Source organism: Paenibacillus sp. GCM10028914, assembly GCF_042666275.1.
Taxonomy (GTDB): Bacteria; Bacillota; Bacilli; order Paenibacillales; family Paenibacillaceae; genus Paenibacillus_AQ.
On sequence record NZ_JBHTFO010000008.1, the window covers coordinates 281,771 to 297,710 of the forward strand.

12 protein-coding genes and 1 pseudogene are annotated in these 15,940 nt (G+C 43.1%); 10 read left to right on the forward strand and 3 right to left on the reverse strand.

Annotation, left to right across the window (positions count from 1 at the left end; translation table 11 throughout):
• Window positions 1–119: 119 nt before the first annotated feature.
• Both ACFQV5_RS07740 and ACFQV5_RS07745 read left to right on the forward strand, forming a co-directional pair.
• Window positions 120–1,214 (forward strand): GntR family transcriptional regulator, encoded by a 1,095-nt coding sequence (locus ACFQV5_RS07740; RefSeq protein WP_379245315.1) that lies wholly within the window; start codon window positions 120–122, stop codon window positions 1,212–1,214.
• Between the two features lie 34 nt (window positions 1,215–1,248).
• Window positions 1,249–3,441, forward strand: a complete 2,193-nt coding sequence (locus tag ACFQV5_RS07745; RefSeq protein ID WP_379245317.1) for a GH92 family glycosyl hydrolase — start codon at window positions 1,249–1,251, stop codon at window positions 3,439–3,441.
• Window positions 3,442–3,560: 119 nt separating this feature from the next.
• On the opposite strand, the gene ACFQV5_RS07750 is transcribed toward ACFQV5_RS07745, so the two are convergent.
• On the reverse strand, window positions 3,561–4,247 hold the full coding sequence (locus tag ACFQV5_RS07750; RefSeq protein WP_379245319.1) for an FHA domain-containing protein: 687 nt from the start codon (window positions 4,245–4,247) through the stop codon (window positions 3,561–3,563).
• Window positions 4,248–4,397: 150 nt separating this feature from the next.
• Here ACFQV5_RS07750 and ACFQV5_RS07755 point away from each other — a divergent pair, with 150 nt between their 5' ends.
• The 7 genes from ACFQV5_RS07755 (at window position 4,398) to ACFQV5_RS07785 (ending at window position 11,738) form a co-directional block, all read left to right on the forward strand.
• Complete coding sequence (locus ACFQV5_RS07755; protein ID WP_379245321.1) at window positions 4,398–5,387, forward strand: glycerophosphodiester phosphodiesterase family protein; 990 nt, start codon at window positions 4,398–4,400, stop codon at window positions 5,385–5,387.
• A 202-nt stretch (window positions 5,388–5,589) separates the two neighbouring features.
• Window positions 5,590–6,684, forward strand: a complete 1,095-nt coding sequence (locus ACFQV5_RS07760) for a glycosyl hydrolase family 8 (protein ID WP_379245323.1) — start codon at window positions 5,590–5,592, stop codon at window positions 6,682–6,684.
• 169 nt (window positions 6,685–6,853) lie between these two features.
• Entirely contained in the window at window positions 6,854–7,729 is an 876-nt protein-coding gene (locus tag ACFQV5_RS07765; RefSeq protein WP_379245325.1) for a GGDEF domain-containing protein, read from the forward strand.
• Between the two features lie 42 nt (window positions 7,730–7,771).
• Window positions 7,772–7,915 (forward strand): hypothetical protein, encoded by a 144-nt coding sequence (locus ACFQV5_RS07770; protein WP_379245327.1) that lies wholly within the window; start codon window positions 7,772–7,774, stop codon window positions 7,913–7,915.
• Window positions 7,908–9,203 (forward strand): glycosyltransferase family 2 protein, encoded by a 1,296-nt coding sequence (locus ACFQV5_RS07775; RefSeq protein ID WP_379245329.1) that lies wholly within the window; start codon window positions 7,908–7,910, stop codon window positions 9,201–9,203. Before ACFQV5_RS07770 ends, ACFQV5_RS07775 begins: the two co-directional genes overlap by 8 nt.
• Before the next feature lie 208 nt (window positions 9,204–9,411).
• Entirely contained in the window at window positions 9,412–10,374 is a 963-nt protein-coding gene (mraY, locus tag ACFQV5_RS07780) for a phospho-N-acetylmuramoyl-pentapeptide-transferase (protein WP_379245331.1), read from the forward strand.
• A gap of 161 nt (window positions 10,375–10,535) precedes the next feature.
• A complete protein-coding gene (locus ACFQV5_RS07785; protein WP_379245333.1) occupies window positions 10,536–11,738 on the forward strand; it encodes an MFS transporter in 1,203 nt (400 codons plus the stop codon).
• A gap of 76 nt (window positions 11,739–11,814) precedes the next feature.
• On the opposite strand, the gene ACFQV5_RS07790 is transcribed toward ACFQV5_RS07785, so the two are convergent.
• Window positions 11,815–12,171, reverse strand: a complete 357-nt coding sequence (locus ACFQV5_RS07790) for a nucleotide excision repair endonuclease (RefSeq protein WP_379245335.1) — start codon at window positions 12,169–12,171, stop codon at window positions 11,815–11,817.
• 360 nt (window positions 12,172–12,531) lie between these two features.
• Here ACFQV5_RS07790 and ACFQV5_RS07795 point away from each other — a divergent pair.
• Window positions 12,532–12,936 (forward strand): annotated as a pseudogene (locus ACFQV5_RS07795) (methylglyoxal synthase); the annotation flags it as partial.
• Between the two features lie 171 nt (window positions 12,937–13,107).
• Here the strand turns inward: ACFQV5_RS07795 and ACFQV5_RS07800 are convergent.
• The gene (locus ACFQV5_RS07800) at window positions 13,108–15,828 is read right to left on the reverse strand and encodes a discoidin domain-containing protein (protein WP_379245337.1); all 2,721 of its coding nucleotides are present in this window, start codon (window positions 15,826–15,828) and stop codon (window positions 13,108–13,110) included.
• Window positions 15,829–15,940: the final 112 nt, after the last annotated feature.

Genomic DNA, 15,940 nt, shown 5'->3' on the forward strand with positions numbered 1-15,940 from the left:
CATGTTGGGGATGCTTTAATTACACACATCAAAAATATTGCTTTATCGCTTGATACATCATAATACTTTGACATAACTCATTTAAAATGATATATCAATTTTAGCAAGAAGGAGGATATATGGATAACATTCCGTTATATCAACATATCGTTATTGATTTAAAGGCGAAGATTGAATCCGGGGAACTAAAAATCGGGGACAAGCTGCCTACCGAAGCCGAAATTTCTAAGAAATACAATGTAAGTCGAATTACATCCAAGCGAGCACTGACTGAACTCGAGAACGCCAACTTAATTTACCGGGTGCAAGGAAAGGGGAGCTTTGTAAATTCAACGATTACAAACAATCGGACTTCGGATAATACGATCAAAGTGATTTTGCTGATCCTCCCATTTCACCATGATTCCGGTCTTAGAGACTTCGAGAAAGGAATCAATGAATATCTTGCGGGAACGGATTATACCCTCAATATCCAGTCCAACACGACGGTTGGCCAACGTAAACTGTTACAAAATGCACTACAAAGCTCTAATTCGGGAGTTATTTTTTATCCGGTGACCAGCATCTCGGATCTCGACGTTTTGTATCAGTACCATCTATCTCATTTCCCTGTAGTGACGATGGATAAACACATTGAGGGCATTCCATTTCCATCCGTTGTCTCGGATAACTTTGACGGTGCCTACCAGGCAACCAAACATTTGATCGAGAACAACCATAAGAAAATCGCCTTTCTCTCTTCGCTTAAGGTCGAATTTTCCTCTTCAATACGTGAACGATATTTCGGATATTTAAAGGCACTCTTCGATCATAATCTGATCGATAACAGTGTAAATGACTTGACCGAACGTTATTTAACTCATGCAGAGGACGACGGAAGAGATTTCTATATCCACTTCATTCAGTCTGTCATGGAACAGGGGATCACAGGAATCATCGCCGAGAATGACCTCATTGCAGTTGAAATTATTCAAATCGCTAAAGAACTTGGACTCTCCATACCGGATGACTTCTCGATCGTAGGGTTTGATAATATCCAACTCGCGAGCTTTATTGACCCTAAGCTGACTACAATTTCGCAAGATTTCACAAAAATGGGCCAGCTGGCTGCCGAAAGTTTAATCCGGATCATCCAGAACCCTCGTGATCACTCCACAGACAATGTAGTTGTTCCGGTTAAACTCATTGAGCGTCAGACCGTCAAGAGATTGTAAAACCCATCTCATAACTAAAAAGGAGATTTCCATCATGTTGCACTATATCGACACCAGACAAGGTTCTAACAACAAACATTCTTTTTCTAACGGAAACACACTACCCTATACTTCAGTGCCGTTCGGTATGAATCACTTTGTTGTTCAAACAAGCGATGAGGGAAGCTGGTTCTTCAATCCGAATGATCGTGTGTTTCAAGGGATTCGATTGACGCACCAGCCAAGCCCGTGGATGGGTGATTTCGCCCACTTCCTTATGACGCCAATTGCCGATGACAAGATAAGGGGATCGGTCTTCACTTGTCAGAGTTCCTATCGCCCCGAAGAGGCTGTATTTAAGCCGAATTATGTTCGCGTAAAGCAGCAGCGCTACAACATCACGACAGAGCTTGTCCCTTCCACTTACGGGGCAGCGCTTCGTATCAAGTATAATTCAATCCATCAGGCAGGATTCGTTCTGAATGCAAAAGGAAAAAGCTCGCTTAAGTGGGATGCAGCAAGTCGTAAACTTTCTGGTTTCATCAGCAATTTCTCCGGATGCCAAGATGAGAACTTTGGCATTTATGTAGTTATGACATTCAACAAAGAAATCGATTCGTCCACTTCTGGTTACTATGATGCTGAAGGTAAATTCACAGCTGCTAATGCGATTGAAGGAAGCAATCAGCACTTGGTTCTTCGTTTCAAAGATTGCGAGAAAGGGACGCTGGAAGTCAAACTGTCTACTTCATTTATCAGCATCGAACAAGCGGAGCTCAATCATGAACGGGAAATCACAGCTTCTTTTGACAGCATGAAAGAAGAGTCAGCAAGTGCATGGAATCATTACTTGAGCAAAATTAAAGTCACACATCGCAACGAAGAATACTTGAAGACCTTCTACACCTGCTTGTACCGTATGTTCTTATTCCCGCAAAAGTTCTACGAGCTAGATGCGAATATGGAACCTATTCATTACGATACAACAGCTAAAGAAGTGAAGAAGGGTATCTTGTACACCAATAACGGATTCTGGGATACATACAAAACGGTGTACCCGCTCTACTCTATCATCGCGCCTAACGAATATAAGGAAATGCTTGAGGGCTTCCTGAATTCATTCCGGGAAACCGGCTTCTTGCCGAAATGGTTGTCTCCGGATGAGCGCGGTCTGATGCCGGGTACACTCATCGACGCTGTAATTGCAGACGCTGCTGTAAAAGGAATCGCTGATTCCCTTCTGCCTGAGCTGCTTGAAGCGATGCTGACAGCCGCAACAACACAGAGCAAGACGAACATCTATGGTCGTCAAGGTACGATCGATTACCTGAAATACGGCTATGTTCCAAGCGATTATCACGAAAGCGTCAACCATACGCTCGATTATGCATACAGCGACTACTGCATCAGCCGTGTGGCAGAGGTATTAGGCAAAACAGAAATTGCCGAGAAGTACAGACAAAGTGCTCTCAACTACCGTAATATTTTCGATGCAGAAACTGGATTTATGCGAGCTAAGGACAAAGATGGGCAATTCCGTCCAGGCTTTAGCGATACGAGCTGGGGACTTGATTATGCCGAAGGCAGCGCATGGCAGAACAGCTTCGCGGTATATCAAGATTTCGAAGGCCTCATTCAAGCTTACGGATCGAAGGATCGTTTCTTTAATCACCTAACAGAGCTGTGCAATAAAGCTCCTGACTTTGATGTTAAAGGATATGGATTTGAAATTCACGAAATGAGCGAAATGGCAGCTGTTGATTTTGGTCAAGTTGCCATATCCAACCAACCAAGCTTCCATATTCCATACATGTTTAACTATGTTGGACAACCCGCTTCGGGACAGGTTGTAATCAAACAAATTATGACGAACTTGTTCAACAGCGGCTTTGATGGCTTCCCTGGTGATGAGGATAACGGCAGTATGTCAGGATGGTATGTATTCAGCTCCATGGGCTTCTATCCAGTATGTCCAGGCAGCGGCGAATATGTGCTGGGTATTCCGTTATTCGATACAGTAACCATCGAGCTGCCGAATGGTAAAGAAATGAACATCCATACAGACAACAACAACCCGCAGTCCAATTTCGTAGCGCATGTTGCTTTGGACGGCGAAGACTACACCAAGTTGTACGTGAAGCATGAAGATATTATGGAAGGAAAGACGCTTGATTTCCGGCTCGGTCTGGCTCCAAGCTACCGCCAATACACGTCTGATGAAATTCCTTTCTCGATTACCAAAGAATAAGAATTATTCGATCAAACAAGCGACTTAGCACCACCAAAAAGGACACCCAGAGCAGCCATCATCCATGGCCTCAAGGTGTCCTTTTAGTTATGAAATTATCGGTCTAACAGACGAATATATTAATCCTCGGAATGCAGTATGTATCCTCTACCACGGATACTTTCAATCGATAAAATATGCCGCGTCTTCTTCCGTACGCGGTAGATTAGAGCATTCAGTTCTTCAGCGCTTACGTCGGGCACATCACCCTCGCTGTAGCTTCGTTCAGGCCAGATCCAGCACTTCATCTGTTCCTTGGATACGAACTGATTCTTGTGGTTTATCAGAATCTCAATACACTTATATTCTTTTTCGGAGAAGGCGTATACTTCCTCCTCAAACACAAACTCCTGCTTGAAAGGGTCCAGTTCAACTCGATCGGAGGGCTTGTAGGCCGCCATTTGCTTCATTTGCGGGGTAATATCCATCGTTTCATCCATACTGACGCTAGAGAACGATAAGACGATTAAATCGCCGGCTAGAGCGATCAGATCTGAATGCTCTAGAACCTTTTCTTCACTCGGGGCAAGCCGTTCCTGGTTCACGAAAGTTCCATGCTTACTGTTCAAATCCTTAATGTAGAAGAGACCATTTTTATATATTAGAGCAGCGTGCTTTCGAGAGACGAACACATTATCAAATGGAATGTCTGGATTCCACTGCTTTCCCTTTCTGCCCAAGGTCATCAAAGGATTATTTAGCGGAATCACATCTCCCCGTTCATAAGGGTTCCCGCGCTCTACCACCAAAAAGGAGGATCTGTCCATCGTTATCCCTCCTATATCTTTATCATATTATCAGATCACTATCATGTAATTGTTATGATCCAGCTATTGAGCAAGCTCTCTAAATGAATATGATCAAATAAGAGAGATAGTAACACTGTTCATTTTAAACAGATTTCGGGGGATCGGGTAGTGAAAAATAAAAAAAGAAGAACGAAAATCATTCTGTTTTTTTCTGTATTGTTCATATTTATGTTTATTAATAATACATCGCTATTCACAAAAGAACGCACGGGAGAACCTTTAATACTCGCACACCGCGGCCTGGGACAGACATTTCCAATGGACGGCATTCAGGCGGATACCTGTACAGCCTCCATCATTTACGAACCAGAGCACCCCTATTTGGAGAATACAATCCCCTCCATGAAAGCCGCTTTTGATTCAGGTGCCGATATGGTTGAGCTGGATATTAAATTAACGAAAGATGGTCAATTCGCTGTTTTTCATGACTGGACGTTAGAATGCAGAACTGATGTTCAGGGGATGGTCAAGGATTATACCATGGACGAGTTAAAAAACATAGACATTGGATATGGCTATACCGCAGACCAAGGAGCAACGTATCCGTTCCGAGGAAAAGGTATCGGTCTTATGCCGTCTTTAGAAGAAGTTCTAGCGACTTTCCCGGATCATGCTTTCCTTATCCATGTTAAGAGCAGTGATTCTAATGAAGGCAATCAACTGGCAGAATATCTATCACAACTGCCTGCCGAACAATTAACCAGCCTTACAGTATACGGTGATGATGCACCCATCAGCACGTTAAAACAGCATCTCCCCTCGATCAGGGTCATGTCCAAGGCCACACTGAAAAGCTGCCTGGTCTCCTACACAGGAGCTGGGTGGACAGGATATGTCCCTTCGGTTTGCCAGAACACGCAGCTACATATTCCCGAGAAATACGCTTCCTTCTTATGGGGCTGGCCTGATAAATTTCTAAATCGGATGGATAAAGTTAATACGCGGGTAATTATGGTAGCAGGCGATGGCGGATGGTCGGAAGGGTTCGATTCAGAGGAAGATCTGCAACGACTGCCGGATGACTACAGCGGCGGCCTCTGGACGAATCGCATTGATGAAGTCGCTCCAAAGCTAAAATTACGGAAGATTGAGCCTTAAGCTGAGAATGGATCGCCCCTGTAGGTAAACTTTCATACATATAAGCTGTACTTTGTGTCTCCAGCAGACATTAAAGTGCAGCTTTTTTGCGTACAGACAACATCATAGTTAGATGCAAGTTTCAATCTGACTAGCGCATCCTAGTACAGGGTGGAAAGGCACCACAAAATCCATTACAATCAAAATGAATCGAGGTGCAAATATGAAAAAGTTGGTTCACAATAACGCAAAAACAGTAATTACTATTATAGTAACCTTTTTAGGAATCTGTATTATAGGGTCTGTTCTACATTACGGTAAGGAACAGCCATCCAATACGGCAGATTTCATTAATCAACATATGAGAAATGCGAATGGCACACTAGCCACCTATCTTCAGGACGCTCAGACTACAGATCCGAATATTGTGGCGGGTAGAGAAGCACTTTCGGAGTCACAAGGACTCTGGATGCACTACGCTGTTATGCAGCATGATCAACAAACCTTTGACGAAAGCCTCCAGCTATTAACAACATATTTCCTAACCCCTCAAAAATATATTCAATGGAAGCTTCGTCCCACCGGCCATTCTGAGGTAAGCACCAATGCGCTAGGAGACGATCTCCGGATCATCGACTCTTTACTCAAAGCCTATGCTGTATGGAACGATGAGAAATATTTAAACCTTGCTAAAGAGATTTCATCCACCTTGCAAACGGAAGGAAAGCAGAACGGATATTTTGTAGATTTCCACGATTTTAAACGAAATGAATCTTCCCAAACACTGAGTCTGGTCTATGTGGATCTATCCGCTCTGAAAAAGATGAAAGCTAACCATCTCATTACCAGCAACGAATATGACCAGTACGAGAATCTGCTTCTTCGTATGCCGAATGATGGTGTCTTTTACCCCAAATCGTTTGATGTGTATTCCAAGCAATACACCTACGATGAGTCTGTGAACTTGATTGATCAGCTAATCGTAGGCATCCATATGGCCGAAGCCGGGCAACAACCTACACCATTGATACAATTCTTGAAAAGTGAATTTGAGAAGCGGCATCAATTAATGGGTCGTTACAATCGGCAGACCAGAGAACCGGATGTCTCCTATGAATCTCCTGGGGTATATGGATTAGCCATCTTACTGGCTCTAAAAGGTGATGATGTTCAGTGGGCCAAGCAATTGGAAGATCAGATGCTAAAGCTCCGTGACCAAGATTCTGCTTACAAGGGCGGATATGTTTTCGATAACAATACGCATATCTTTGATAATCTGTTTCCACTATTGGCAGAAACGACACTAAACAACGATTGATAACATACTCAAAATCGACCTTGAAATTGAATGATTTCCACGAAAATCATGTCGATTTATGTTGTTTTATGTAATAATATATGCGTAGATTATTTCGTAATTTCGCAAAAATATGAATGAATGATGATAAATTACACGCGCAAGCGGACCCCAGAAAGGAAGGATGCGAATGAATAAAAACACCCCTATGCGCCGCATTGAACTAGGCTATTTCCTGATGATTGTTCTTGTCATGGTGCAAGAGCTACTCATTTATTGGGGTATATATCAGAGACATATTCTAACGAGCTCGGAGATTCTGTTTAGTATCGGCACACTCGGAGCCCTACTCATCGGTTTTTTTCTCCCGGTAGGCGTGTCCACTGTGGGGACATTTATATTCCTGGTCAGCTATTTTGCATGGTTATCTACGTATGCACCTATCAACGTCCTCACGATATCTTGGATGTTGCTTATTCCCGCCAATATTGTTATCGCAGCCTTTATCCGTTCCGCACTCATCAGAAACAGGCGGTTCATCGAACGATTGGAGGAACTTAAGACGACTAAACCCGATATCGACCTCTATACGTCACTTGGCAGCAAAGAAGCCTTTGCAGATACACTCGTGAAGCAGTCCAACCTGGCTAACCGTTATCCTGATCAATACAACTTTTGCTTAGCTATGTTTAAAATCGAGTTTCTCCCTCTCGTACAGGAGTCACTCGGTTCCCAACGATACGCTCAGCTTCTACTCCAATTGTCGTCTACGATTCAAGGGCAAATTCGTTTTGAAGATTATAAGTTTTCTATTGATAAGGGACGGTTTGTTATTCTGTGTCCACTGACAAAACAAGAGAATCTTAAAAATCTGACCGAGCGGATCAAGCTTGCGATGATGAATATTCCCTTTACCGATAAACACGGAAAACCGTTAAAACTGGTTATTCGCGCCGGTGCACTCGTCTTTCAGAAGGATCAATTTAGTAAATACGGAGACGCCGATACCGTTATCGGTGCACTTGAACGGAACACAGAGACTGATCTTATTGGTGAATATATTTAACTAATCATAAGAGCAATCACAAAAAAAGGAGGTCTAACATCCATGATGCACAGTAGCTGGTTTATTCCTTTATGTGTTGCAGTCAGCGTTATTTTTGCCATTTCTATTCTGATCCTCACGATCTATACGTTAAGCTTCCGGTCTAAAGTAAACAAGCGATATGATCGGGGGAAATTAGATGGCTGATTTTATATTGATTCTTTCCATCATCAGCATATGGATTGCCGTCTTCGAATCCATTCTCATTATGGGAGGGGCTATCGTATTCATCCGTAAACAAAATCGTGAGAAAGCTACGGTACCTGTTAATCTTGAAGAGTTCCCCACTGTCACTGTCATGGTGCCGGCCCATAATGAAGAACTTGTTATTACGGCTACGGTAGAGCATATTTTACAGATGAATTACCCAGAGCATAAGATGCAGGTTATTGTCGTTGCCGATAATTGTACAGATAATACAGCAGCCAAACTGAAAGCTTTACAGGCATCTGAAAGTTATAAAGATAGGGACCTATTTATTCTTGAACGGACAGGAACTGGGGGTAAATCAGGAGCACTGAATGATGCGATGAAGCATGCGACAGGAGATTGGATTTGTATTTATGATGCCGATGCCGCTCCTGAGAAGAACGCACTATTGTTCCTGACACAAAAGGCTATGGAGGACCCAGAAAAGTACGGCGCTGTATTCGGTCGTAATAAAGCCCGAAATCGAGGACAGAACTTCCTATCCAAATGTATCAATCTTGAGTTGGTCACGATTCAGCGTGTACATCACACAGGTCTATGGCAGCTTTTTAAGTTAGGGACAATTCCTGGAACGAACTTTATAATCAAAAGAGCACTCATGGAGGAAATTGGTGGCTGGGATGAGGATGCAATCACCGAAGACACTGCCATTTCATTCGAAATTATGAGAAGAGGCCAGCTTATTGCACTAGCCCCTCGAGCTGAAGCCTACCAACAGGAGCCTGAGCAGCTTAGCGTATATATGAAACAGCGGGAACGCTGGGCCAAGGGGAACTTCCAGGTTGTCCTGGATAATATCCATCATTTATTCAATCTGTCTAGTTGGCGGATCAAGCTTCAAGTTCTTTATTATGCAACGAGCTATTTCTGGTTTTTGATTGCCATTATTATCTCCGACATCCTTTTTGTAGTTAACATTGGTTATCAGGCCGTTTCTCTGTTCAATCCAGCTGTCGTATCGCCCTTTCAGTTCCAAGGGGATATCTATGTATTCTTGGTTATTGCCTGGGCTCTTATGTACTTCATTTACGTTTTGCAGATTAATCTCGCCTTGGCAACAGATATCGGACAGAGTAATACGCAAAACTTTATTCTATCCTGTATATCTTATTTCACCTACGCTCAGCTTTTCTTGGTTATTTCTGCAAAATCGTTTGTGTCGATGATTCTAGATAAACTTATTGGCCGCGAGAAGAAATGGTATAAGACCCAGCGGTTTGGTTGATCCTACGTAGCGCAATAGGAAAGTAAAAGGCGTCCAACTCAATCTCTAATGGAGTTGGGACGCCTTTTTTTGTTGTAAGAATAATGCTGCGGTACTAACCACTCTCTTAAATTGTGATTATCTCATTTCCATGAACAGGAATATTTGTCCGCCAAACCGAATTACATATTAAAATAAGACAATCCATTCGGAAAGCGGTGTTCATGAAATGTTTGGCATTTTAGGTGTTTCTGGTTTATCCTTCTTGCTCGTCGCGTTATTAACACCTTTGCTCATCAAAGGGTTACATATATTAAAACTCACGCAGCCCATTCGCACAGAGCTGCCACCGGATCATCAGGCGAAGCGAGGAACACCGCTTATGGCAGGTCTTATTCTGCTAACAGGCGTAGGAACATCACTTCAGTCTCACCCTGCACCTCTAATGATGTTTTTATGCGTTACGTTTATTTTATTCAGCACGATCGGATTCATGGATGATTTCAAGAAAGCTGCCTTTCAGGATCCATCCGGTATTTCCGGCCGCATGAAACTCATTCTTCAATTTGCATTTACCGGTGTGCTATTCTTCGTGTTATTCCGTTCATTCGGCCTGACAACAGATATTACACTGTTTCAAGGATTCCAACTGCATCTCCCTATTTATATATACCTGCCGGTCATACTGCTGTTCGTAGTCGGTTCTGCTAATGCGATTAATTTTACAGATGGACTGGACGGGCTATTAATCAACGTGGCGATTCCGACGTATTTCTTCTTCTTCCTGATTTCAGACAAACCCGAAGTCCAGACATTCTCACTCGTCATGATTGGTTGCCTGCTTGGTTTGTTCTTGTATAATATTTATCCCGCGCGAGCGTTTATGGGCGATACCGGGTCCCTTGCCATCGGAGGTTCCCTCTCTATGTTAGCGATCATAGAAAAGGTTGAGATCTTAATCCCGATTCTGTTCTTCGTCTATCTGGCTGAGCAGTTCTCCGTTATTCTGCAAGTTTGGTATTACAAACGCACGAAGCTGCGGTTGTTCCGAATGGCTCCGATCCATTATCATTTTAGTCTTAAGTATGGCTGGAGCGAGAATAAGATTGTGATGGTATTTGGCTTTATATCCTGGCTTTCTGTCCTTATTTGTTGGCTTCTGTGGAAATATATGCTCGGTGGAAACTCATAAATTCTTTTTTTCAAACCTTTCAGTATTTTCTGAAATATTATTTTTACCTTGAAAATACTTTCATGAAACTCAATAATATGAAGCAGGGCTTATCTGCCGAGTCCATCATCATCATCAAATGATGCTTCATATCAGACAGAAGAAAGGTTGACATCTGCTCCATGAATCTTGCTCACCCAATGAACAGTAAACAGGTACGTAAAGAACCATTCCCTGTCTCCATTCTATCGCTTACGGCAGGCGCTTTTGCTATAGGCATGACCGAGTTTGTTATTATGGGTATCCTGCCCAATGTAGCTACTGATTTGAATGTCAGCTTATCCACCGCTGGCCAACTCATTACCATGTACGCCCTTGGAGTGGCGGTTGGCGCCCCTATATTGACCATCCTTACCCAGCGAATCCCGCAAAAGAAATTGCTTTATCTGCTCATGATTCTATTTATTCTAGGCAACGGTATTTCTGTATTTGCTCCTAACTACGCCATTCTCATGATAGCCCGCATGATCACAGCGTTAACGCACGGGACATTCTTCGGAGTTGGCGCCGTAATTGCTTCCAATCTTGTACCCCCGAATAAACGTGCCGGAGCCGTGTCCATAATGATGGCAGGCTTAACGATTGCGAATATCATCGGTGTCCCTTTGGGTACATTTATTGGGCAAAATATGGGCTGGCGAGCTTCGTTTGCTGCGATAGCCATCATGGGTATTGTGGCACTGATCGGCATTATTATTTTCATTCCCCATTTGAAACAAGAAAAGCCCGTTAGTCTCGCTAAGCAAATTACTGCACTTACTCAGCCTAAGCTGCTCATATACTTACTGATCGGCGCTCTCGGCAATGCCGGCTTGTTCACTGTATTTACATATATCAATCCCCTGCTTGTAAAAATTACAGGTGTGGCTGAACATAGCGTCACTTGGATTCTGGTTCTGTTCGGCTGTGGCGTTACACTTGGTAATATTGTGGGTGGTAAACTTGCAGACTGGAAGCTGATGCCTTCTATACTGGGGCTGTATTTTTCAATATGTGTGATCCTTACCGTCTTCACCTTTACCGTGTATAACCCAATCACTTCTATATTGACTATATTCCTATGGGGTACGGCAGCCTTCGCCGTCATGCCAGGGTTCCAAGTACGGATAATGAGCCTAGCCAAGGAGGCTCCGGCACTTGCCTCTACTGCTAACCACTCTGCGGGTAATCTAGGTAATGCAATTGGTGCTTTTATCGGTGGATGGGTCATTGACTATTTATCACTGAACGCCCTGCCTTGGGTTGGTGCCCTGCTTGTTGGGATCGGCTTAGTACTCGCTACCGCTTGTTATATCTATGAACGTAAACAACAAAGTGCGGCTTGATCGGTTTTGTAAACATAACAAAAGCAATAGACGCAGTCCTAACAGACTGTATCTATTGCTTTTTTTTGCGAATTGCTTATTTATAAAACACTTTATCCACGTTGTATTTAGCCTTGTGTTCATTAATAATGTATGTTTCATAAATTTCTCTGTGAACGGGATCTTCAACGACACATACTTCAATCTTCGTAACTTCGTTTCGATGGTCTTTCATTACGGAGACTGTGTCCTCGAAATGTTTCTTTATTCTTGGTCTCAGCTTTCTAGCTTTACCAACGAACAACAGCTCATCATTCTTGTTGTAAAACATAAAAATTCCACCCTTTTCTCTGGTGATCAGGTGAAAGTCCGTAAATCCGTAAATATTGCTCAGCTCTGGAGCATCTTGTTTGATAATGGTCACATCCGGTGTCGGAATGGTTATGTTAATCACTAAAACTCACTTCCTCATCTATATATAGACGTAAATACTATCATAATTCGAGGTTAGACACCACTGATATTCCTGAAACGTCATATTAAATGACATATACACCTGAAATAGATCTTTAATCCAACTGATTAAATAAATGAATCATGATTTATGTAATAATACATTACATAGATATTGATTGTTATATGAACCATATTATATGATTGCAAGTAAATAAATGGATAAACGCTTATGTGGCGCTACTCTAATCCAATAATCTCTGCTTTAGTTGACAACCCAGATATGCGTCAGAAATTGTTACATGAGGATCATGATTAATAACAGGTCTTGTTAACCTTATTAAGGAGAGGTGATTGGTTTATGAATGTTGCTTTTGTAGCGCATGACCGAAAGAAAGAGGAAATGATTAATTTTGTCATTGCTTATCAGGCGATGTTCGAGGAACACACGCTCTTCTCCACTGGCACAACAGGTCGACTTATTACAGAAAATACGAATTTAAACATCATGAAATTTCGATCCGGCCCGCTTGGCGGCGATCAACAAATCGGTGCAATGGTGGCACAAAATGAATTGGACTTATTAATCTTCTTCCGGGATCCACTTGTTTCTCAACCGCACGAAACCGACATTACAGCCCTGCTCCGCTTATGCGATGTATACGGTATTCCGGTAGCAACCAATTTGGCCAGCGCCGAGCTGCTCGTCCATTCGTTGAGACGTGGAGAGTTCCACTGGCGGGATGTTATCCATCAAAGCCGCCCCGTAAATATCATGCTGCATAAGTTCAAACCCTCTATATCCCCCTCCTCAAAGTTAGCGCCGCACAAAGGAGATGGTCACCTCCCCGCAACAGAATCGCTCTAAAATAAATGATAAAGTGCACCCCGCAATTCTAAGGGGTGCACTTTTGGCGTTTTAAATATGGATCATTCCTTATAATTGTCTTGCAATCGTCACGAGATCGTCCAGATCAATCTTCCCATCACCTGTAACATCAGCTGCTTTAATGCTTTCCCAATCCGGGCTGTCTGTTGTTTTTCCGTAATTCGCGGCGATAATCGCCAAATCTCCTATAGATATCTTTCCATCTTTATTAAGGTCTCCTGGAATTCCTGGTTCTACTGGTTTTCCTGGTTTAACTTGAACTGCTATAGAGGCGAGGGCTGCTTCAAACTCTGTTCCTTCATGATCCCCCATGACGGCTTTTTTCATCTCTATGGTGCTCGATACCTCTCGCTCCACTTTTTTTACTATAAATTTCATCTCAAGCACTTCAGAATCACCACGGATAGCGTGATCCGCCCCTTTGCTTGCAATAAGGAAGCGAATACGTCCTGGCGTTGTATCTATTACGTCTACAATCGCAATATCATCTTCATGAATAGAATCTGCAGATATGAATTCAAACACCGAGTCATCATATTCTACAATAACATCCTGTGCATATACCGAATTATCCACATTGTCCAATCCATAGGTAACACTTAGTGTTTGATCTGAGTCGACGGATGGAACACTGCTTAAGGTAGATGTGAATTCGGTTGTACTGGCATTCTCATGTCGATAGACATTAATCTCCGATGCAGTCGCCCATCCCCCTGATCCTTCAAGCGCTTCCAGCTTCACATGTGTTGCCGTAATTGGATCGAAAGAAATCACCTTGTCGGTCTTATCTCTTGCCCAGCTTCCTTCGGACACCTTGGTGAATTGATTGCCGTCACTGCTGACATACAGATTATACTTCGTAATGATTCCGTTGAATCGTCCATCCCCGCTCATATCCTGTCTCGGCGTGTAGACGAACTTATTAATCTTATAAGCATCATTCAGATTGATCGTAATGGATTGCGGCAAACGATCAGATAAGTCCCACTTGGTACTCCATAATGTTGCTTTTCTGCCATCCAGCACTCGGTCTGCTCCCTCACCAGGCTGAGAGCTTGTAGCTGTCGCACTCATCAGCGATTGAGGGATAGCCAGCGGATCTGTCTCAGGTACCATAGGTACCGGATTGAACGTTCCAACCGGATGCTCATACGCTCCGATATCTGGACTGTTATAGTGTAATGCATTACCCCAGAAGTCCTTCACGCCCCCGTCAATCAACAACTTTCCGGCATTGATTAAAGGTGAATTCGCCTGAAGTTTATATCCATCAAGTGAATTGAATCCAACCTGGCCGCTGCCTGGGTTTATAAACAACGGATCTGAAGTGATTTTGTTCGGATCAGCAGGCTCGTTCGCTGCATGAACGCCTCCTGCCTCGTAGATTACATTATGGCTGAAATCTACCTTGGACCAATCCGACACACCCCAGTTGGTTGGAGCATTCTTATTCGTATTGTAGAACACATTGTTGTACACACCCATACCATTCTTCCATACCACATTCGTAATCTCAGATTGGCTGCTGTCATAATAGAATATATTATTCATGATGTATGAGGGTGATAGTTCATCGTACAGGAAGTATTTGAACAGCCTTCCGTCATTCTGGCTAATATTATATCTAACCACGTCGTGCTCATTCCCCGCCATAACGAGCATGAACCCTTCTGGATTGTCATGGCTATAGTTAAATTGGAATGTTGTGTTGGCAGATAGGCTGTCAAGATTGAATGCGGTTCCATCTTGGTTTCTGGCTCCACCGGATACTTCATTGAATTGGAACGTTGTATCCACCGCATTCCATGGCCACATGCCTGCGTTAGGCTTGTTCGAACGCATCGCGAAGTCTTTTAATACATTATGCTCGATGAGAGCCCCCTTCGTATCGCGAATTAATATACCGTCTCCGCCAATATCGGTAAGTTTGTTGTGGCCAATATATACATTCGTGCTCCATAAGTTATTGTCCCGAAGTAATGGACGCATCTCATTGTCATACTGCCCTCCAGTCTGTACCGGTACATAGAGCAGCTTGTAACGAACCGGCTTGATCCCTGTTCGGTCTACATGATCAATCGTGTTGTATGTAATACGTACATCATTAAACCGGGCTTTCGTCACACTCCCTTTGGTGCCGACAATCACTTCACCAACGATCCCCCCGCTGCTCTTGTGTGGATCACTGCTGACTCCATGCTCATTGCCGTCAACATCATGGATATAACAGTCCTTAATATAAATATGTTGATATACGCGATCACTGATACGGCCATCAATCGAATACAGTACGCCGATTCTCCGATCCGGGCCTGTGTAATTGACTGTCAGATCGTCGTCATTCATGATCTCAAGATTGGTAATCTCCCAGTACTCCTGGTTCTGGAGCGTAACCGTACCTTCCGTCTGACCGGCACCGTTAATGATCGGCTTATTGCCTGATCCATACTTACCTATTACAATGGGGCTTCCTTCTGCTCCTGATCCTTTAGGCCAGAGTTGACCGCTCCAGCGCTCACCAGATTTGAATAGAATCTGATCTCCGGGCTGAAATGTTGTACTGTTAACTTTCCCTAGTGTCTTCCAGGCAGCCGAAGTACCCTCTCCGGAATTCGCATCATTACCATTCGAGGAATCTACGTAATACGTTGTTCCTTGTGTAGCCGCTAATACATGTGTAGGCATGGTTACCATCGGTATTGTACCGACCGTTATCATGCTGACTGCTAATGCCCACGATAATAATCGTGCTCTCATCGTTTTCCCCATTCATTACCCTCCCTTATTTGCTGATTTTCTAAAAAACTGCATGTTTTACTTCATAAAAGATCATGTAACAAGATTATAAAGTACGATACGATTCTAATATTTAGTAAACATG